The following is a 19,848-nucleotide window of genomic DNA, read 5'->3' as shown; positions in this document are numbered from 1 at the left end:
TCACTCGCCGGCGCTGACGGGCTCCGGTTCGGGCGCGGGCCGCTGCTGGGCCTTCTTCGCCTTGCGCTTGACGACCAGCATGGAGGCCACGCCGATCACGACGGCGGCGGCGAGGCCCACGTACGAGAACCGCTTCAGCCAGTCCTCGGCGACCGTGCCGACGTAGTAGACGACGGCCGTGGTGCCGCCCGCCCAGCAGATGCCGCCGAGGACGTTGGCGATCAGGAACTTCCAGTACGGCATGTGCAGGACGCCGGCGAGCGGGCCGGCGAAGATGCGCAGCAGAGCGACGAACCGGCCGAAGAAGACGGCCCACATGCCCCACTTCTCGAACGACCGCTCGGCGGTGGCCACATGGCCCTCGCCGAAGTGCCGCGGAAACTTCCGGCCGAGCCAGGCCAGCAGCGGGCGGCCGCCCTTGCGGCCGATCGCGTAGCCGATGGAGTCGCCGATCACGGCACCGGCCGTGGCGCAGGCGCCGAGCACGAACGGGTTGATGTCCGCGTGCTGCGAGGACATCAGCGCCGCCGAGACCAGCACGATCTCGCCGGGCAGCGGGATGCCGAGGCTCTCCAGACCGATCACCAGGGCCACCAGGCCGTAGACGGCGACCGCGGGCACCGAGTCGAGCCATTCCTGGACGTGCACCGCCGGTTCCTCCCCTGTTCACTGTCCCTGCCCGGGGCACCACCGGCCGTCGCACACGGCCCACGCATGCAAAGGGCGCCCCAAGGGAAGGCTACCTGGTCGGCGGTGAACGGCCGCCCGCGCGCACCCGCCGGGCGGCACCGTCCCGCCCACGCCCCTTGGGTTTCCGGCCACCCCGGCGTCACGCGGGAGGGGAAGGTTCCCCCATGTCCGCCCGACCCGCCTCCCCCGGCCCCCGCCCGGGGCCCGCGGCGGAAGGACGACGTCCCCGTGCCCCCGCTGTCCCCGCTCGGTTCGACCGTCGCCGCTCCGCGCCCGGACCGGGGCGGCTCTCCCGGACCGACGGCCCCGGCCGAGCCCGCGAGACCCGGCCCGGGGTCACGGGCGCCGGTCCGGCCGGCGCCCGCGCTGTCGGCCCGGACCGTGCGGCTCGCCCTGTGCCTGGCCCCGGCGCTGCTCGCCGCCGGCTGGGCCGTCACCCATCGGGCCGTGCTGGACGAGGGGGTGCGGCGGCTGGTCGCCGCCGATCCGCGCCGGCTGCCGGCCTGCACTGTCTGAGCTGGGTGGCTGCCGCGTCTGTCCGGCAGGGCGCGCTGCCCAACCGGCCGCCGCCGGGGTCACTGCCGGCCTCGCGGTTCGCCGCCGGTGCCGCCAACCACGCGCTGCCCGGCGGCCTCGGCGCGCGCGGTCACGCTGCGCTTCCTGCGGGCGGGGGGCCGCCGCGTCGATCGGGCTGTACTCCACCGCGAAGACACTGGTGCTGCTCGGCTTCCTCGCGGCCTCCCCGGCTCGTGGGGCCTCGGGGACCTGGTGCCGGACGTACGGCTGCCGCTGTCGGCAACGGGCGGGGTGCTGGCGGTGGCGGGGGTGGTGCTGACGATCGTACGGCCCTGGCGGCGGCCGGTGACCCGGCTGGTCCGGGCGGCGCCGGCCGATGCCCGGGCGGTGCGCGCGGCCGTGCCGGGTGCTCGCGCTGTGGGGCGGGGCGCTCGCGTGCCGCTGTTGCAGTGCGCCGGGGCCGCGCTGGGCCTGGGGCTGCCGTGGGCGCAGGTGGCGCTCGGCTACCTCGCGGCCGGGACGGCGGTCGGCACGGTGCCGGGGCCGGGCGGCCTCGCCGTGGACGCGGCCGTGGTGCGGACGCCGGTCGCCTTCGGCGCCCCCCGGCAGCGGCCGCGGCCACCGTGATCGGGTACCGGGTCCTGACCGACCGGCTTCCGCTGCTGCCGGGCGCCCTGGTGCGGTCGGCGCTGATCCGCGCGAAGGCGCTGTGAACGCGGCACCGGTGCGGGTCTCAGTCCCGGCGGGCCACCAGGCGGTAGGCGTTGGACAGGTGCAGGCGGTGGGAGAGCGGGCGGACGGCCAGGCGGTCCAGGAGGGGCGCGGCGGCGAGGGCGGGGATACCGGCCAGGACGAGGGCGGTGCGCAGGGCGCGGCGGAGCGGGCCGGGGCGGCTCGGCAGCCAGGGGGCGTCCTCGCGAGGCGCGAGGTGGTCGAGGGCCAGCCAGACCGCGGCGAGCAGGTCGACCGGGTCGTGGGGTTCGGCGTGCTGCTCGGCGAGCACCGTGAAGCCCAGCTCGGTCAGGCGCCGCCGCAGGTTGGCGACCGGCATGAGGTGCAGGTGCTGCGGCTGGAGCCAGGGCAGCCACCAGCGGCCCAGCAGGCGCGCGTAGCGGCTCTCCGGGTCGGGGACCTCGATGACGAGGTGGCCGCCGGGCCGGACGGCCTCGTGCGCGGCGCGCAGTTCGCGGTCGGGGTCGGTGCTGTGCTCCAGGTAGTGGAACATGCTCACCACGTCGTAGCGGGCGGCCAGTTCGGGGGCGAGGTCGGGGAAGGCGCCCCGGTGGGCGTGGGCCACCCGGCCCTCGCGGGCGGCGAGTTCGACGCCCTCGGTGAAGTCGAGCCCGTCGAACACGGTGTCCGGCAGGACCTCGCGGGCGACGGCGCAGAAGTGGCCGTGCCCGGTGCCGACGTCCAGCCAGGACTTCGGGGCGGCGTCGTGCGGCAGCAGTGCCTCGGCGCGCCCCCGGTACATGGCGCTCCGGCCGCCGAAGGTGCCGCTCATCCGCTGCTCGCCGAGGCCGTCGTAGAAGTCCCGGTAATAGAACTCCAGTCCCGCTTCCGTCAGTCGCGGGTTCTGGAAGACGTGTCCGCAGTCGGCGCAGCGGTCGAGGGTGAAGCGGCCAGGTTTGTGCTGGAGGAGGTCGGTGGTGGCGAGCCGGGCGGTCAGCCGGCCGGAGCCGCACCAGGGGCAGCTGGTGCGCGGGGCCGCGAGGAAGCGGTCCGGGCCGGAGGCGAGGTCGGACTGGTAGGCGGGGCGCAGGGCGGCGATCCGGGCCGTCCGGTCGCTGTGGTCGCTCATCGGCTCTCCGCTGCGAGTCGTTCGAGGTGGTCCGCCGCGGCCCGGGTGCCGCCTGCCGCGCGGAACGCGGTGCGGACGCGGGCGGCGGCTGCCCTCGGGGCGGGGTCGTACAGGACGGTGTCGAGGGCCGCGCCGAGGCGGGCGGCGGTGACGCGGCCGAAGCGGACCCGGACACCCGCGCCGCGGTCGGTGACCTGTCCGGCGACCACCGGCTGGTCGTCGCGGATCGGTGCGACGACCAGCGGGACGCCGTGCCACAGGGCCTCGCACACGGTGTTGTGCCCGGCATGGCAGACGACCGCGTCCGCGCCGTCCAGCAGCCGGAGTTGGGGCACGGACGGCAGGACCAGGACGTCCTTGTCGCCGGTCCCCGGGGGCAGCGTCCCGCCCGGGTCGGCGACCACGCCCTGCACCCGGTCGGCGCGTGCGCGCAGCGCGGCGACGCACGCGGCGAGGAAGCGTCCGCCGGTGTCGGAGTTGGCCGTGCCGAGGGTGACCAGGACCCGGGACCGGCCGGGGTCGAGCCGTTCCCAGGGGAAGCCGGGGCCGGCCGGGCGGTCGGCGACCGAGGGGCCGACGTACCGGATGTGCGGGGCCGAGGGCGCCTGGGGGCCGATGAGTTCGGGGGTGCTGAACACCAGTTGGAGGTGGGGCGAGAAGCGCGGGTCGGTGGTGCCGGACGGGGCGCCGATCCGGTCGCGCAGCTCGGCCAGGCGCCGCTCCAGCCAGGCGGCGACCTTGGGCAAGTCGTCGTAAGTTCCAGCCAGTTCGGCGGTGGTGGTCGCGGAGCCGGCCCAGACGAGCCCGAGCCGCTCGGCCACCAGCGGCCCGGCGAAGGCCTGCTGGTCGGCGACCACCACGTCCGGGCGGAACGCGGCGACGGCCGCGTGGACGCCCGGGGCCATCGCTTCGGCGAGCGGGAGCAGGTAGCCCTCCCACAGGAACTTCAGCGCCTCCGCGCCCCGCAGGTCTGGCGGCCGTACGACGCCGTCGGCGCCCGGCACCGGGCCCGCGCACCCGAACACCTCGGCGCCCGGGCCGGCGAGCCGCCGGACCAGTGCCGGGTCGGCGCAGGCCCAGGCGACCCGGTGGCCGTGCGCGGCGAGCCGGGCGGCGACGCCGACGGCCGGGTTGACGTGCCCGGTCAGGGGCGGGACCACGAAGAGGAAGCCGCTCACCGGACGCCCGCCCCCGCTCCGAGGAGGTCGAGGATGTGCCCGCCGACCGTGCCGGGCGCCTCGACCAGGACCGAGTGCTCGTGCCCGGGCAGCACGACCGCCCGGAAGTCGCCGAGCAGCCCCCGCTTCAGGGGCACCAGGTCCACCAGGTCCGAGTCACCGCCGTACACGCCGAGCACCGGGCAGCGTACGGCGCTGATCTGCGCCTCGGTCAGCACGCGGCTCGCCGGGATGTCCCGGCCGAGGGTGGTCTCGCGGGCGAGGCGGGCCGCGCCCTTGGCGAGCCGGGCGGTGTTGTGGCCGCGGTGGGCGGTGATCCAGGCCAGGGCGGCGGCCTCGTCGCCGGCGAGCTGGGTGGTGACCCGGTGCAGGATGCGGCCCAGTTTCGCCGCCCAGCTCGCCGTCGCGGGCTCGGACTCGATCAGGGCCAGGGTGGCGACGCGGCCGGGGTGGCGGGCGGTGAAGCCGAAGGCGATGGTGCCGCCGTAGGAGTTGCCGACCAGGTGCAGCGGCCCGGTGACGTCCAAGCGGTCGAGCAGTGCGGTGAGGTCGTCGATGTTGTGGTCCAGGGTGTAGCCCTCGGGCGGGCGCTCGCTGCGGCCGTGCCCGCGCAGGTCGTACATGACGACGTCGAGCCCGGCCGCCGCGAAGGCGGGGGCGACGGTGAAGTAGTAGCTGGCCAGGCTGTCGGTGAGCAGTCCGTGCACCAGGACCACCGTGGCGTGCGGGACCCGGCCGGCGGGCGGCCCCAGGCGCTGGACGTGCAGCCGGACCCCGCCGGCGTCGACCATGGCCACGGCTCAGCCCGCCTGCGTGGACTTCAGGCTCCACACCACGTACTCCACGAGCCGGCCGACCGTCAGTTCGATGATCTCGTCGAAGTCCATGCCGGCCAGGAACTCGGCGAGGTTGACCCGGCCCCCGTACCGCTCCTCCATGAGACCGGCCAGGGTGACGAGGTCGATGCTCTCCAGTTCCAGGTCGCGGTTGAAGGTGGTGGACATGCCGATCACCACGTCGTCGTCGCCGTACTCCGCCAGCACCTCACGGAGCATGCCGGCGAGATCGGCGAGCACGGTGTCGGCGGTGGGGTGCGCCGGGGCCGGCGGGGTGGGGTTCATCGGGGGGTCTCCTCGGCTGCTGCGGGGGCGTCGGGGTGGCCGTCGTGGGCTGCGGGACCGCTGGTCCAGGCCACCACGTAGGAACGGTCGGACAGGGGGGGCGGGTTGGTCACCTGGGCGCAGTGCACGGTCCAGGCGGCTTCGGTGCGGCCGGTCACCAGCAGGCGGCTGCCGTCGTCGGTGGTCTCCCGGACGGTGAAGTCCCGTGGCCGGCCGCCGAATCCGGTGCCCTCGGCCTTGGCGACGGCCTCCTTGGCGGCCCAGAAGCGGGTGAACCACAGGGCGCGCGACGCGGGTTCGGCGGCCGACCGGGTGTGCAGCAGCCGGAGTTCGTCCGGCCCGAGCGCGGTGGCGTGGGTGGCCGGGTCGCGCTCGGCGATCTCCTCGACGTCGATACCGGGCCCGGGACCCCCGGTGCGCGGCCGGACGATGGCCACGCCCGCCTCGGCCCGGTGGGCGAGGGAGACGTCCAGCGGGGGCAGGGTGCGGCCGTGCGCGCCGGTGACGTACGGGCGGCCGGAGGCGTCGTTGCGGACCCGGATCTCGGCCGGGAAGACCGGCCCCTCGCCGTGCCGCCACAGCCACTGCCGTACCGCGTCCTTGACCGCGATCCGGCCGAGCAGCCACTGCCGGCGTCCGCGCGGCGGGTGTGCGGCGTACTCGGCGCGTTCCGCCCGGCCCAGCGCGTTGCGCATGATGAGTTCCCGTGAGGCGAGGTCGGGCCAGCGCTCGTGGACCAGCGTCCAGCCGCCGGGCCGGGCGGCGGACAGGGTGTGGCGGTCGGGGAAGCGCTCGACGGGCCGGGTCGTCGGGTCGTTGTCGAAGCGCCGGTCCTGCCAGCCGGTGAGCACGGCCCACACCCGCCCGGCGACGGTGAGTTCCGCGTCCGCCTCCAGGACGGTGTCCGTGAGCGCGGTGATCCGCAGGACGCAGTGGACCTCCGTGCCCGGCGCCGGGTGCGGGCCGTGGAACCGCATGGACCGCAGCTGCACCGGGAAGACGACGGTCCGCTCGGTGCGGGTCGCCATGATCCAGTAGCCGAGCAACTGGCCCACGTTGTCGAGCAGGGCGCCGGGGGCAGCGGGCGCGGTGACGACGCCGCGTACGTGCCGTTCGCCGATCGCGGTCAGCTCGGTCAGGCCCTGGAAGGCCGGGCCGTGGAACATCCAGCGGTCGCGGTAGATCTCGGACGCGGTGTGGTCGGGGGTGCGCTCGGGGGTGTCCGGGAGAGGGCCGGGCGGGGGCGGTGCCGGGTGGTGCGGGGCCAGTTCGACGTCGGCGCGTGCCGTGGGGCCGAAGGTGACGGTGACGCGGCCGGGCCCGCCGCCTGCGGCCGGGGTGACGGTGACCGGGACGTCGACGGGGGGTGTGGCGGTGAGCCACTTGTCGAACCTCGCGCCGTGCACCGCGACCGCGCGCAGTCCGGGCGCCGCCCGCTCCGCCGCGTCCATCATGTGCCGGACGATCGTGGTGGCGGGCACCACCGGCCAGCGGTCCTCCAGCTCCGGCCAGCCGGGGCGCTGCGGGAAGAAGCAGTGGTCGAGGAGGTGGGGCATGGTGGCCGGGGAGATGTGCAGGGTGGTGGTGACGGGTGCGGCCGCTTCAGCGGGGGCCGGGGTGCGTGCCGGGCGGTGAGCGCCTGCCGTGATCAGCTCGGCCGCCGTGTCCGCCGTCTCCCGCAGCAGGGCGGTGAGTTCGGCGGCGGCCGGGAAGCGGGCGGTGAGGCCGTCCAGCGGGGTCGGTGCGCCCGGGGCACGCGGCCGTAGCTCGGCACGCAGCGCGTCGCGGGCCGACGGGGCGAGGGAGACCAGCGAACCGCCGAGGTCGAGCGGGACGGGCGGGCGGCGGTCGCCCGACCGGTCTGTTGCCCTCGGGGGGCGCAGACTCGGGGCCACCGCCGCGCCCGCCGTCCACAACGCGGTCGCCACGCGCCGCAGTTGGGCCATGCCCTCGTGGTAGGGCGAGTTGGCGGCGACGGTGAGGTGGTCGCGGTCGCCGAGGGTGTCGCCGATGAGGGAGGTCAGCCGGCCGGGCCCGAGCTGGATGAAGACGCGGTGCCCGGCGGCGTACAGCGCCTCGGTCAGCTCGCGGAACCGGACCGGCTCCAGCAGATGCCGTACGAACAGCTCGCGTACCTCCGCCTCCCCCGCCGGGAAGGGTGCGGCGGTGGTGCCGGACCAGAGCGGCACGGTGGGCGGGTGCAGCCGGAAACGGTCGGCGGCCGCCTTGATGGGGCCGAGGTACGGCGCCAGCATCGGTGTGTGGAAGCCGGACCGGAAGGGCAGCACCTGGCAGATCACACCCCGGGCCCGGAAGGCGCGCACGAACTCCTCGACCGCCGCGTCCGGGCCGCAGACCATGGACTGGCGGGGCGCGTTGTCGTGGGAGAGGACGATCCCGGAGTCCGCCGGGGCGTCGGCGAGCGCGGCGCGCACGTCCCCGGCGGGGGCGGCCAGGGCGGCGAAGGCGAGGCCGGGCACGGACAGGGCGTCGGGGTCGAACTCGGCGAGAAACGTGTCCACTTGGTCCGCCGAGTACAGTCCGGCGGCCACCATCGCCGTCCACTCCCCGACGCTGTGCCCGGCGACCGCGTCCGGTACGACGCCGGTCCGGCGCAGTGCCCGGTCCAGCAGCCGGCCGACGCCGACCATGCCGACGCCGTGCCGGCCGACGTCCCCCACGCGCGCGTCGGTGCCGCTGACCGGCGGGAGGCCGAAGTGGGCGGCGATGTCGTCGGTGCGCGGGCTGAAGTCGCCCTCCAGACCGGGGAAGACGAACGCGAGCCTGCCGCTGTCCAGCAGGGGGCCGGGCCGGAACCACACGTCGTTGCGGCCCTGCCAGGCCCGGCCCTTGGCGACCGCGCGGCGCGCGAGGGCGAGCCGTCTGGCGGTCGGGTCCACGATCCCGAGCCGGGCGGGTCCGGCCGCCGGGTGCGGCCGGTCGGGGTCGAGTCCGGCGGCGAGTACGGCGGTGTCGTCGGCATCGAGCAGCGCGGCGAGGCCGTCCGGGCTCGGGGCGGCGAGCAGCAGGACGCGTTCGGGCTCGGCGACCTGGGCGGCGGCCGCCGCGACGGGGAGCGCGGCGGCGGACGGGGCTGGGCGGCGCGGGGCCTCCTCCAGCACCACGTGGGCGTTGATGCCGCCGAAGCCGAAGGCGTTGACGGCGGCCCGCCGGACCGGCTGTTCCGGGTCGGCGGCCCAGGGCCGGGCCCGGTCGAGGGTGCGGAAACGGGTGGCGGCGAGGGCGGGGTGCGGGTCGTCGCAGTGCAGGGTGGGCAGCAGGGTGCGGTGGTGCAGGGCGAGCGCGGCCTTGACCAGTCCGGCCACGCCGGCGGCCGGCATGGTGTGTCCGATCATCGACTTCACCGAGCCGATCACGGCACGGTCCGCCTCGGCTGACGGCAGCCCGAACACCTCGGCGAGCGTGGCGAGTTCGGCGGCGTCTCCGGCGGGTGTGGCGGTGCCGTGGGCTTCGAGCAGGCCGAGCGATCCGGGTGCGGCGGGGTCGAGTCCGGCGGCTTCCCAGGCCTGCCGGACGGCGCGGGCCTGGCCGCCGGGGTCGGGGTTGACCAGCCCGGCGGCCCGGCCGTCGCCGGCCACGCCGGTGCCCCGGATCACCGCGTACACGCGGTCGCCGTCCCGCTCGGCGTCCGCGAGGCGCTTGAGGACGACGACGCCGGTGCCCTCGCCGATGAGGATGCCGTCGGCGTCGCGGTGGAAGGGTCGGCTGCGCTGGCTCGGTGACAGGGCGCGCAGTTGGGAGAAGACGCTCCACAGGGTGATGTCGTGGCAGTGGTGCACTCCCCCGGCCAGCATCAGGTCGCAGCGGCCGGTGCCGAGTTCGGTGACGGCCTGGTCGACGGCTACCAGGGAGGAGGCGCAGGCGGCGTCCACGGTGTAGGCGGGGCCGCGCAGGTCGAGCCGGTTGGCGATGCGGGAGGCGGCGAGGTTGGGGACGAGGCCGATCGCGGAGTCCGGGCTGTCCGGGCCGAGCCGCTCGGTGAACGCCTCCCGTACCCGGTCGAGTTGGGCCGTGGACAGGCCGGGCAGCAACTCCCCCAGGGTGCGCACCAGTTGGCGGGTGGTGCGGACCCGCTGGTCGAGCCGGGCGAGTCCGGGGGTGAGGTAGCCGCCCCGGCCCAGGGTCACGCCGACCCGGTGCCGTGCGGGCAGCCGTGCCTCGCCGCCCGCGTCGGCGAGCGCGGCGGCGGCCACGTCGAGGGCGATGAGCTGGTCGGGCTCGGTGCCGGGGACGGCGGCGGGCATGATGCCGTACCGGGTGACGTCCACCTCGGCCAGGCCGTCCACGAAGCCGCCGCGCCGGCAGTACACCTGGTCGGGCGCGACGGGTCCGGGTGCAGGACCGGGACGGTAGTAGTCGGCGTCCCAGCGGCCCTCGGGGACGTCCTGGATGGCGTCGACGCCGTCGCGCAGGTTGCGCCAGTAGGCGTCCAGGCCGGGCGCGCCGGGCAGCAGCACCGCCATCCCGACGATGGCGACGGGCAGGGCTCCGGGTGTCATGTCACCAGCCCGACGTGGTGTGGACGACGGCCCGCGTCGCCGGGTCGCCCCAGGCGAGTTCGCGCAGCAGGGCGGCGGTGCCCTCGTCGGGGTCGATGAGGCTCACCCCGCGACGGGCGTACGCGCGGCCGAGTTCCGCGCCGACCATCCCGGTGTGCGCGCCGGACGGCGCCCAGGGCCCCCAGTGGACGGTGAGCGCGCGTCCGCCGGTGCGGGCCGCCCAGTCCGCGCCGAGGGTCGCCATGGCGTCGTTGGCCGCCGCGTAGTCGGACTGTCCGCGGTTGCCGAGGACGGCGGCGATGCTGCCGAACAGGACGGTGAACGCGGGTGCGGCGGGCAGGTCGTCCAGGGCGGCGAGCAGCGCGGCGGCGCCGGCCGTCTTCGTGCCGTACACCCGCTGGAAGGACTCCGGGGTCTTGTCGGCGATGAGCCGGTCCTCGATCACCCCGGCCGCGAAGACGACTCCGTCGAGGCGGCCGTGCTCGGCGTGGATCTCCTTGACCGCGCGCAGGACGGCGTCCCGCTCGCGGAAGTCGACGCTGCGGTAGCGGGCCGCGCTGCCGAGGGCGGTGAGTTCGGCGAGGGTGGTGCGGATCTCCCGTTGAACCAGCAGCAGTTCGGCGGTCCGGTTGATCTCGGCGGGCCTCGGCGCTCCGGGTTCGGCGGCGAGGGTGGCGCGCAGTTCGGCGAGGGTCTGCGCGGCGGCGGTCCGCGCGGCTTCCGGGCCGGTGGGCGCGGGGGTGCGGCCGAGGAGTTCCACCCGGCACCCGCAGGCGCCGGCCAGGGTGGCCGCGAACCGCGCGGTGATGCCCCGGGCGCCGCCGGCCAGGAGCACCACGGAGTCCCGGCCGAGGCCGAGCGCGGCGGCCTCGGCGGCACCGTCCCCGGCTGGTCCGGCACCGGTGCTGCCGAGCAGGCCCAGCGGGGCGGGGACCAGGTCGAGCCCCTGCCGGACGCCGGGTGCCGGACGCAGCACGACGGGGGCCGGTGCCGGGGCGAGCAGCTCGGCGAGTACGGCGTCGGTCACGGCGGACGGGCTGGTGTCGGCGACGGCCACGACCCGGGCGAGCAGGTCGGGGTACTCCCGGGCGACGGTACGGAACAGGCCGTCCAGTCCGGCCGCGCGCACCGCCCCGGCCGGGTCCGAGGACCGTACGGCCAGCAGCCGGCGCGGCCCCTGGGCGAGCGCCGCGCGCAGCACCGGGAAGGCGGCCGGCAGTACGGGGCCGGCCAGGGGGTCCGGGTCGAGCGCGCCCAGGTACAGCACGCCGTCGAAGGTGCCGTCGGCGGGAGCGAGGAGGTGGGTGGGGGCGAGGGTGACGGTGTCGGCGCCGTGGGCGGCGAGCCGCGCGGCGAGGTCGGCGGCCGGCTGCCGGGTCCGGGGATCGCCGTCGCCGAGTATCGCGAACCGTTGGCCGGACAGGGTCGCGGCGGTGTCGGGGTCCGGGTCGGGAAGCGGGACGGGGAGCAGTTCGTAGCGCCGGGGCGCGGCCACATCCGGCATGTCGCCCGGGCCGTGGGGCGCCGGGTCCTCCGCGGTGCCGGGACCGAAGGCCGGGACCGGTGGCCGCGCGCTGTCCTCGTCAGCGCCCCTCCCGGCTCCGGTCCGTGCCGTCAGCCACGCCGTCACCGCCGCCGCCGTACGCGCCTTGGCCAGTTCCTCCAGCTCGGCGTCGTCCAGCAGCTCGGCCCCGCCCGCGATGCCGAGCCGCTTGGCGAGTTCGCCGGCGATCTCGGCCCGCTTGATGGAGTCGATGCTCAGGTCCGCCTCCAGGTCGAGGTCGGGCTCGATCATGTCGACGGGATATCCGGTGCGTTGGCTGATGATCTCCCGCACGACCCGCTCGACGTCGTCCACCGGCTGCGTCTCCGGCTCCGCAACGGTGGATTCGACAGGCGCGACGGGCGACGGGGCTTCGAGGACGGGCACGTGCACCGGCCCGGCCGGCTGCGGGGGCGGCGGTACGGCCGGTGCCGCCGAGGTGCCGAAGTAGGTCAGCAGCACGTCCCGTTGGGCGGCGATCAGCTCCCGGCTGGTACGCAGGTACTCGGAGAGCAGGGCGTCCCGGTCGGCGGGGGTGCCGGAGGGCTGGTCGGTCGTCACGGTCGGCTCCTGGACACGTCGGGCCGGTGCGAGGGCACCGGGGAGGAGGGCTCCGTCGGCGGTGCGGACGAGGTGGCCGTCGACGGTCCAGCCGGGCCGCGCGGGTGCCGGGGCGCGCAGCGCGTCCACGGCGTCGCGGCCCCGGAACAGCCACGCGGTGCGCACCGGGGCTCCGGCGACGGCGAGTTCGGCGAGCGCGCCGAGCCAGCCGGGCAGGCCGCTGTCGGCGTGCGGTTCGGGGGCGATCACGCGGTGCGGACGGCCGTCGAGGATCCGGCCGACCAGGCGGGTGAGGACCGTACCCGGGCCCGCCTCGACGAAGATCCGCGCGCCCGCCTCCCACATCGCCTCCACCTGGGCGGCGAAGGCGACCGGGGCCCCGATCTGGGCGGCGAGTTCGGCGCGCACCGCCTCCGGGTCGTGCGGGTAGGGGGCGGCGGTCCGGTTGGCCCACACAGGGAACTCGGGGGCCCGGACGGTCTTGTCGGCGAGGATCTTGCCGAATCGTTCCCCCGCGGAGGCGACCACCGGGCTGTGGAAGGCGCAGGCGACCGGGATGCGCCGCGCCCCGAGGCCGGCCGCGCGCAGCATGCCTACGGCGGCCTCGACGTCGGCCGTGGGGCCGGAGATCACGGTCTGCTCGGGCGAGTTGACGTTGGCGACGACCACGGACCCCGGGGCCCCGGCCGCGCGCAGGGCGGCTTCGACGTCGTCCGCGCCGGCCCCGACGGCGGCCATGGTGCCGGGTTCGTCGCCGGCCGCCGCCAGGATCGCGGCGGCCCGTTCGGCGCTCAGCTCCAGCAGGGTCTCCGGGTCGAGGGCGCCCGCGGCGGCCAGCGCGGCCAGTTCGCCGTAGCTGTGCCCGGCGGCGAGGTCGGGGCGTACGCCGGCCGAGGTGAGGAAGGCGTGGGCGGCCAGGCCGGTGACACCGAGGGCGGGCTGGGCGGTGCGGGTGTCGGTGAGGGCGGTGCGGCGGCGTTCGCGGGCGGTGTCGTCGAAGGCGGCCGGGGGGTGGATGACGTCGGCGTGGGCGCGCGCCAGGTGCAGGTGGTGGCGCAGCTCGGGGAGGGTGACCAGGAGGTCGGCGAGCATGCCGGTGCGCTGGCTGCCCTGGCCGGGGAAGAGGAAGGCCACCTTGCCGTCGGCCGGGTCCGCGAGGTGGATGCCGGCGGCCGGGTCGTGGTCGCCGGCGAGGACCCGCCGCAGTTGTCCGGCGAGTTCCGCCGTGTCCCGGGCCACGAGGGCGACCCGCACCGGGGAGTCGGAGGTGTCCGAGCGGCGGGCGGCTGCCAGGGCGAGGTCGCGCAGCCGCCACGGGGTGCCCTCGGTCTCGGCGGCACGCAGCAGTTCGGCCACCTCGCGGTGGGCCGCCGCCGTGTCCCGGCCCCGGAACAGCAGGAGTTCGACGGGCCAGGCGTCCAGGGCCTGCCGGGGCGCGGCGCCGCTCTCGTGGGCGGCCAGTACGGCGTGGAAATTGGTGCCGCCGAAGCCGAACGCGCTGACCCCGGCGAGGCGTTCGGCGGCCGGGGCGGTCCAGGGCCGGGCGCGGGTGTGGAAGGCGAAGGGGCTGGACTCCTCCGTCCAGGCTGGGTTGGGCCGCTCCAGGTGCAGGGTGGGCGGGGTGACCCCGGTGTGCAGGGCGAGGGCGGTCTTGATCAGACCGGCGAGTCCGGCGGCGCACTTGGTGTGCCCGATCGCCGACTTGACCGAGCCGACCGCGCAGTCCCCGGTGGCGGCGCCGGCCTCGCTGAACACCTCTTCGAGTACGGCGAGTTCGGTGCGGTCACCGACCACGGTCCCGGTGCCGTGCGCCTCGACCAGGCCGACGTCGGCGGGTGAGACACCGGCGTTGGCGTAGGCCCGCTCCAGCGCGGCCCGCTGTCCTTCGGGGCGGGGTGCGGTCAGGCCCAGGGAGCGGCCGTCGCTCGCCGAGCCGAGGCCCTTGACGACGCCGTAGACGCGGTCGCCATCGCGCTCGGCGTCGGCGAGCCGTTTCAGGACCAGGCAGGCCACGCCCTCGCCGAGGGCGATGCCGTCGGCGGAGGCGTCGAAGGCCCGGGACCGGCCGGTCGGGGAGAGGGCGTGGACGGAGGAGAACAGCACGTAGTCGTTGATGCCGTTGTGCAGGTCGGCACCGCCGCACAGCACGACGTCGCTGGTGCCGGACACCAGTTCCTTGCAGGCCACGTCGAGGGCGGCCAGGGAGGAGGCGCAGGCGGCGTCGACGGTGAAGTTGGCGCCGCCGAGGTCCAGCCGGTTGGCGATGCGGCCCGAGATGACGTTGGCGAGCATGCCGGGGAACGAGTCCTCGGTCAGCCGGGGCAGTTGCTCCTCGACGCCCTCGGGGACCTTGCCGTAGTAGGAGGGGAGGACCGCGCGCAGCGTGACGGCGTTGGACAGGTCGCTGCCCGCCTCGGCGCCGAAGACGACCGAGGTCCGCGAGCGGTCGAAGTGCCGCCCCCGCTCGCCGTACCCGGCGTCCTCCAGGGCCCGGCGGGCCGCTTCGAGGGAGAGCAGCTGCACGGGTTCGATGCTGCCGAGGGAGGCGGGCGGGATGCCGTAGCGCAGCGGGTCGAAGGGGATGCGGGGCAGGAAGCCGCCCCACTTGGATGCGGTGGCGCCGCCGGCGTGGTGCACGGCCGGGTCCCAGCGCCCGGGCGGGACCTCGGTGACGGCGTCGTGCCCGGAGACCACGTTGGCCCAGAAGGTGGCGAGGTCGGGCGCGTCCGGGAACATGCAGGCCATGCCGACGATGGCGATGTCGAGCGGTGCGGGGGCCGGCGGTTCGACGGTGGGCTCGGGACCCGTCCGGGCGGCCAGGAGGTCGGCGGCGCCGTCGCTCACCGCGTGGTGCAGGGCGGCGACGGTGGTGGTGGCCGTGCGGAGCACCGCGACCTCGCCGGCCATGAACATCCCGTCGCTGAGCTGCCGTTCCTCGCCGACCGGCCGCAGCTCGCCGCCTTCGGTCCGCTCCACGCCCTTGCTGGCGAGGCGCAGCCGGCCCACGTTCAGGCGCTCCAGCGACTCCCAGACCTCCCGGTCGGGCAGACCGCCCTCGCGCAGCGCCGCTTCCCGGTCGCGGTAGTCGCCGGTGAAAGGGCTCGGCACACAGCGGGTGGCGTGACCGGGAGCGGTCTCCAGCAGGGCGGTCGCGGTGGCGGCGAGGACCTGGCGCTGGAAGAGCGGCCGGACGGCACCGTGGGCGACGGCCTCCTCGGTGAACAGGTAGGCGGTGCCCATGAGGACGCCGACGGCGGCGCCGCGCGCGGTCAGCGGGGCGGCCAGCGCGGCGACCATCGCGGCGGACCGCTCGTCGTGAATGCCGCCCGCGAAGAACACCTCCAACTCCCGCGCCATCGCGTCGCCGTCGGCACCGGTGTCGGCCAGGAAGTCGTCCAGCACCGCGAGTTGGGCCTCCCACAGCGGGAAGGAGGCCCGGGGTCCGACGTGTCCGCCGCACTCGGACCCCTCGAAGACGAACCGGCGTGACCCGGCCTCCAGGAACTGCCGCAGCAGCCCCGGCGAGGGCACGTGCAGAAAGGTGCGGATTCCGGCCCGCTCCAGCGCCTCGGCCTGCGCGGGCCGGCCGCCGGCGATGACGGCGTGCGTCGGGCGCAGCTCTCGTACGGCTTCGAGCTGGGCGTTCTTGATGTCCTCGGGCGCGAAGCCGAGGACGCCCACGCCCCAGGGGCGTCCGTCCAGTACGGCACGGGCCTCGGTCAGCAGGGTCCGGGTGCGCTCGCCGTCGGCGAGGGCGAGGGCCAGGAACGGCAGCGCGCCCGCCTCGGCGACGGCCGCCGCGAAGCCCGCCCGGTCGCTGACCCGGGTCATCGGCCCCTGTGCGACCGGGAGCCGGGTCCCGAGCGCCCTGCTCATGGCGGAGCCGGCCCGCAACGCGTCACCGGGCCCGCTCACCTGGCCACCGTCGGGGGGCTCCGGGGACACGGCGCGTACCGCCTCCGTCATCCCCCGTACGACTCCCCGCACATCCCGCCAGCGCCCGGCGAACCGGGCGGCGAGGAAGCCGTCCTGGCCGACGGGGAGGAGCTGGGCGCGGGGGTCGTCGGTCCCCAGCAGGGCGGCGACCGCGCCGGGATCGTCGGCGGGCGGCTGCGGTCCGTCGGGGCCGCGCCTGCGCAGGACCCGGTGTCCGCCGAGTACGACGGTTTCGGAGCCGTCCAGGGTGCGCAGTACGGCCTGGACCCGCTCGGGCAGCGACGACTCGGCCAGCAGGGCGAGTTGGGTGTCCAGGACCACACCGGCCGCCCCACCGGCCACCGCGGCGGCGGCGGTCCGCGGTCCGACACCACCGCAGGCCCACACGGGCAGCCCGGTCAACTCCTCGTCGGCGAGTAGCTGTTGGAGTAGGACGAAGGTGCTCAGCTCCCCGACCCGGCCCCCGCTCTCGGCGCCCCGGGCGATGAGACCCCGAGCGCCGGCACGACGGGCGGCCCGCGCCTGCGCGAGGTCGGTGACCTCCGCCAAGCCCCTTGTGCCGGGATCGAGTTGGCCGATGGCCCAGGCGGCATCGGGTGCGAGCACCACGGTGTCGGGTACGGCACCGTCGAGGTCGCCGGGGGTCAGGGCGCAGCGCGAGGTCACCCGCACCCCGAAGGGTCCGGGTGCCGTCCGTCTGAGCCGGGACAGCGCTTCGCGGGACGTTCGGTCGCCGGTGCCCAGGTCGAGGACGCCGAGCGCGCCGGCGGCGCAGGCGGCGGCGGCCAGGACGGAGTCGGGGGCGCCGAGGGGCGAGAGGCAGAGGATCAGGTCATGGGCGCGCACAGGGGAGGTCATGAGGCTCCGGCACATAGGGCGAGACAGCACGGTGGGGGGTTTGTGCGGCGGTACGCTCTGGTGCGAGGCACCGGAACCTAGCGAGCTGTTACTGACGGGTCAATAACGCCGCGTCCTTTTCGCGCGGGGTGGCATCGATTCGGCCAGCACCCCGAATTCCCCGCAAGGAACCGGAAACCCGATCAATTGCCCTGACCGGTCAGGGGTGACGACGGCTCCACCCGAGCCGCACACCACCACAACCCCACCAAAGCGCACACGCGCTTCACCGGGCGATCACCCGGGCGCAACGCTCCATGACAGCGGGGCTTCGTCTGTAAATTCCACATGACCATCGCCCCGTGGCGCGAACCCGGCCCACCACGGCGGCGGAGGGCCCGCACGCCGGAGGCCGGCGGGGAATCCCCCGCCGGCCTCCCGTGCGCGACCGCGCCACATCACCCCGCCGAACGTCGGGGCGGGCTCGGTCCTAGCTGTTGGGACGCAGCGTCCAGACGACCGTCATCTCGCAGGTCACCGCGCCGTCCGCGCGGCAGATCTCGATCGCGACCGGGAACTCGGGGCGCTGTCCGGCGTCCAGTTCGGCGACGACGTCGGCGGCCGGACGGCCGAGGGTGGCGGTGGCGGTGACGGCGCCCATGGCGAGCTTCCGGTAGGCGATCTCGGCCCGCACGGCGAGCGGGACCGCGCGCGAGAGCTGGTCGCCGAACGCGGCCAGCACGATGGCTCCACTGGCCGACTCCCCGAGCGTGAACATGGCGCCGGCGTGCGGGCCGCCCACGTGGTTGTGGTAGTCGCCCTGGTCCGGCAGGGAGACCACGGCCCGGTCCGGGGTGGTCTCCTGGAACTGGAGGTTCAGCGTCCGGGCCATGGGCACGGTGGCGGCGAGCATCTCGCCGATCGACATCTGGTCTGCGCTCATGACCCATAGGTTACTCACGAGTAGCCGATGCTGACCAGGTGCTGTGCCGACGGTCACGGCGCATCGCTACGCGTCTGACGAGGACCGGTGACCGAAACGTGTCCCTGGCCGCACTAGGGTTGCTGGCCATGTGGCCAGATCAGCAGCCGCCAGGGGGCGCGCAGAACCCGCAGCAGGGCCCGGGACAGCAGGACCCGGGACAGCAGAACCCGGGACAGCGGAACCCGGAGCAGCCGAATCCGTACCAGCAGCCGGGTTATCAGCAGCACAACCCGTACCAGCAGCAGCCCGGGGCTTCGCAGTACCCGCAAGCCGGAGCGTACGGACAGCAGCAGCCGGGGCCGGCCCCGTACGGGCAGCAGCCCGCCCATCCCTACGGGCAGCAGCAGCCCAACCCCTACGGCCGGCAGCCGCAGTGGGGTCAGCCCCCGACCGTGTCCGTCCCGGGGCCCCCGCAGGGCGGCGGCGGCAACACCAAGCTGATCGCGATCATCGCCGCCACGGCGGTCGTCGTGGCGGCCGGCGTGACCGGCTTCCTGGTCCTCGGCGGCTCGAAGGACGACAAGGCGGACGGCGGCAAGGACGACAAGCGGGCCGGCCAGTCCCCCACCACCGAGCCCAGCCCCGACCCGGTCTCCTCGGGACCGGAGGACAATCCGCGCGGCAACGAGACGGAGAAGCCGACCGTCGCGGGCTGGAAGGTCGTGGTGAACGCCAAGTGGGGCATCGCCTTCGACGTGCCCGCGAGTTGGCAGGTGCAGTCGCCGGGTCTCTACATCGGGTTCGATTTCGAGAACCAGAAGGAGAAGGCGATCGTCATGTCCGGCACGGCGGAGTACCAGCCGAAGTGGTGCACCTCCGACGACGACAAGGACGGCCGCACCGAGGACACCCCGCTGGCCGTGGTGGGCACCAAGGGGGCGGGCACCGCGAAGAACACCGACCAGATCGCGCTCGCGAACCCGCCCTGGTGGGTGTTCGGCGGCTACACCGACCCGGACAAGAAGAGCCTCTCCTGGGACAAGAAGGCCACCCCGTTCACCACTGCCTCGGGCATCAAGGGCAGCTATGCCTGGGCCCGGTCGACGAACACCCCGCGCAAGGGCAAGTGTGTCACCGACGGCAAGGCGCTCACCTTCGGCTTCCGCAACTCCACGCAGAACTTCGTCTCCTTCAACTTCTTCGGGGCCAAGGGCATCAAGGAGGAGGTCTCCCAGCAGACCATCCTCAAGATCCTCGGCACCGTACGGCTGCACGGGACGCCGACGAACGAGTGACCGGCCGCCACGAAGGACGGGGCAGCCGGCTCAGCCGATGCCGAACGCGCCGTCGGGAGGCTCGGGTGACGGCACCGCGTCCGCGTCCTCGACCGGCCGGGCCTGCCCGCTGAACTCCCGTACGGCCGCCCCGTGTTCGACCCGTGCCGGGAACGCGTCCGCGGCGGTGCGGCGGGCCAGCGCGGCGAAGTCGAGGGGCCGGTGCGCGGCGAGGAGCACGGCGTTGCCGAACCGCCGGCCGCGCAGCACCCCCGGTTCGGCGATCAGCGCGAGCTCGGCGAACACCGCGCCGAACGTGGCCAGTTGGGAGCGCAGGAAGCCGAACGGCGCCGCGTCCGCGAGGTTGGCCAGATAGACCCCGCCGGGCCGCAGCACCCGCTCGGCCTCCCGCGCGTAGGCCAGGCTGGTCAGGTGCGCGGGCACCCGGGACCCGCCGAAGACGTCCGCGACCAGCACGTCGGCGTGGTCGTCCGGGGCCGACTCCAGCCAGGCCCGGGCGTCGGCGGCGTGCAGGGTGACACCCGCGCCTTCCGCCAGCGGCAGGTGCTCGGCGACCAGGTCCAGCAGGCCCCGGTCCGCCTCCACGACGTCCTGCCGTGAACCGGGCCGGGTGGCCGCCGCGTACCGGGGCAGCGTCAGCGCGCCGCCCCCGAGGTGCACCAGGTCCAGCGCCCGCCCCGGCCCGGCCACGACGTCCAGCACATGCCCGAGCCGCCGCGCGTACTCGAACTCCAGATGCTCAGGGTCGTCCAGGTCGACGTACGACTGCGGCGCCCCGTCGACCGTGAGCAGCCAGGCCCGCGGGCGGTCGACGTCGGGCATGAGCTTGGCGGTGCCGTGGTCGGTGACGCGCTGGACGGGTATCGATTCGTTCACCCGCCCATTGTCGGCGACCACGGGACCAGGTGGCGCGGGGTGGGCGGGG

The 19,848-nt window shown here is 75.6% G+C and carries 12 protein-coding genes; 3 read left to right on the top strand and 9 right to left on the bottom strand.

All coding sequences use genetic code 11. The features are described 5' to 3' along the window. Positions 1-648 (bottom strand): DedA family protein, encoded by a 648-nt coding sequence (locus NX794_RS05555; RefSeq protein ID WP_258777053.1) that lies wholly within the window; start codon positions 646-648, stop codon positions 1-3. A gap of 270 nt (positions 649-918) precedes the next feature. Between NX794_RS05555 and NX794_RS05550 the strand changes: the two genes are divergently transcribed. Beyond that, complete coding sequence (locus NX794_RS05550; RefSeq protein WP_258777052.1) at positions 919-1,206, top strand: hypothetical protein; 288 nt, start codon at positions 919-921, stop codon at positions 1,204-1,206. A gap of 252 nt (positions 1,207-1,458) precedes the next feature. Next, positions 1,459-1,833: a hypothetical protein gene (locus NX794_RS05545; protein WP_258777051.1), complete on the top strand. Its 375-nt coding sequence runs from the start codon at positions 1,459-1,461 to the stop codon at positions 1,831-1,833. A 106-nt stretch (positions 1,834-1,939) separates the two neighbouring features. Here NX794_RS05545 and NX794_RS05540 read toward each other — a convergent pair whose 3' ends face one another. From NX794_RS05540 to NX794_RS05510, 7 genes are all read right to left on the bottom strand, one after another. Next, on the bottom strand, positions 1,940-3,007 hold the full coding sequence (locus NX794_RS05540; protein ID WP_258777050.1) for a class I SAM-dependent methyltransferase: 1,068 nt from the start codon (positions 3,005-3,007) through the stop codon (positions 1,940-1,942). Then, on the bottom strand, positions 3,004-4,185 hold the full coding sequence (locus tag NX794_RS05535) for a glycosyltransferase (RefSeq protein WP_258777049.1): 1,182 nt from the start codon (positions 4,183-4,185) through the stop codon (positions 3,004-3,006). Before NX794_RS05535 ends, NX794_RS05540 begins: the two co-directional genes overlap by 4 nt. Beyond that, positions 4,182-4,976 carry an alpha/beta fold hydrolase gene (locus tag NX794_RS05530; protein WP_428985859.1) on the bottom strand — a complete coding sequence of 265 codons (795 nt, stop codon included), beginning with the start codon at positions 4,974-4,976 and terminating at the stop codon, positions 4,182-4,184. The genes NX794_RS05535 and NX794_RS05530 overlap by 4 nt, the downstream gene beginning before the upstream one ends. Positions 4,977-4,985: 9 nt before the next feature. Next, entirely contained in the window at positions 4,986-5,306 is a 321-nt protein-coding gene (locus tag NX794_RS05525) for an acyl carrier protein (RefSeq protein WP_258777047.1), read from the bottom strand. Next, on the bottom strand, positions 5,303-9,826 hold the full coding sequence (locus NX794_RS05520; protein ID WP_258777046.1) for a type I polyketide synthase: 4,524 nt from the start codon (positions 9,824-9,826) through the stop codon (positions 5,303-5,305). Before NX794_RS05520 ends, NX794_RS05525 begins: the two co-directional genes overlap by 4 nt. A 1-nt stretch (position 9,827) precedes the next feature. Beyond that, entirely contained in the window at positions 9,828-16,724 is a 6,897-nt protein-coding gene (locus NX794_RS05515) for a type I polyketide synthase (RefSeq protein ID WP_258777045.1), read from the bottom strand. Positions 16,725-17,193: 469 nt separating this feature from the next. Further along, the gene (locus NX794_RS05510; protein ID WP_258777044.1) at positions 17,194-17,646 is read right to left on the bottom strand and encodes a DUF4442 domain-containing protein; all 453 of its coding nucleotides are present in this window, start codon (positions 17,644-17,646) and stop codon (positions 17,194-17,196) included. 128 nt (positions 17,647-17,774) lie between these two features. On the opposite strand from NX794_RS05510, the gene NX794_RS05505 reads away from it, so the two are divergent. Beyond that, a complete protein-coding gene (locus NX794_RS05505; protein ID WP_258777043.1) occupies positions 17,775-18,923 on the top strand; it encodes a DUF8017 domain-containing protein in 1,149 nt (382 codons plus the stop codon). 30 nt (positions 18,924-18,953) lie between these two features. Here NX794_RS05505 and NX794_RS05500 read toward each other — a convergent pair whose 3' ends face one another. Then, the gene (locus tag NX794_RS05500) at positions 18,954-19,799 is read right to left on the bottom strand and encodes a spermidine synthase (RefSeq protein ID WP_258777042.1); all 846 of its coding nucleotides are present in this window, start codon (positions 19,797-19,799) and stop codon (positions 18,954-18,956) included. Positions 19,800-19,848: the final 49 nt, after the last annotated feature.

It is taken from the genome of Streptomyces pyxinicus (genome assembly GCF_024753135.1).
Lineage (GTDB): Bacteria > Actinomycetota > Actinomycetes > Streptomycetales > Streptomycetaceae > Streptomyces > Streptomyces pyxinicus.
Note: the sequence above shows the minus strand (reverse complement) of the source record. Positions and strands in the feature narration are given on the sequence as shown.

Bases quoted from the DNA above. Each gene is read 5' to 3' on its own strand.
- NX794_RS05530 (WP_428985859.1), bottom strand. From the start codon at position 4,976: ATGGTCGACGCCGGCGGGGTCCGGCTGCACGTCCAGCGCCTGGGGCCG.
- NX794_RS05505 (WP_258777043.1), top strand. From the start codon at position 17,775: ATGTGGCCAGATCAGCAGCCGCCAGGGGGCGCGCAGAACCCGCAGCAG.
- NX794_RS05525 (WP_258777047.1), bottom strand. From the start codon at position 5,306: ATGAACCCCACCCCGCCGGCCCCGGCGCACCCCACCGCCGACACCGTG.
- NX794_RS05515 (WP_258777045.1), bottom strand. From the start codon at position 16,724: ATGACCTCCCCTGTGCGCGCCCATGACCTGATCCTCTGCCTCTCGCCC.
- NX794_RS05510 (WP_258777044.1), bottom strand. From the start codon at position 17,646: ATGAGCGCAGACCAGATGTCGATCGGCGAGATGCTCGCCGCCACCGTG.
- NX794_RS05540 (WP_258777050.1), bottom strand. From the start codon at position 3,007: ATGAGCGACCACAGCGACCGGACGGCCCGGATCGCCGCCCTGCGCCCC.
- NX794_RS05520 (WP_258777046.1), bottom strand. From the start codon at position 9,826: ATGACACCCGGAGCCCTGCCCGTCGCCATCGTCGGGATGGCGGTGCTG.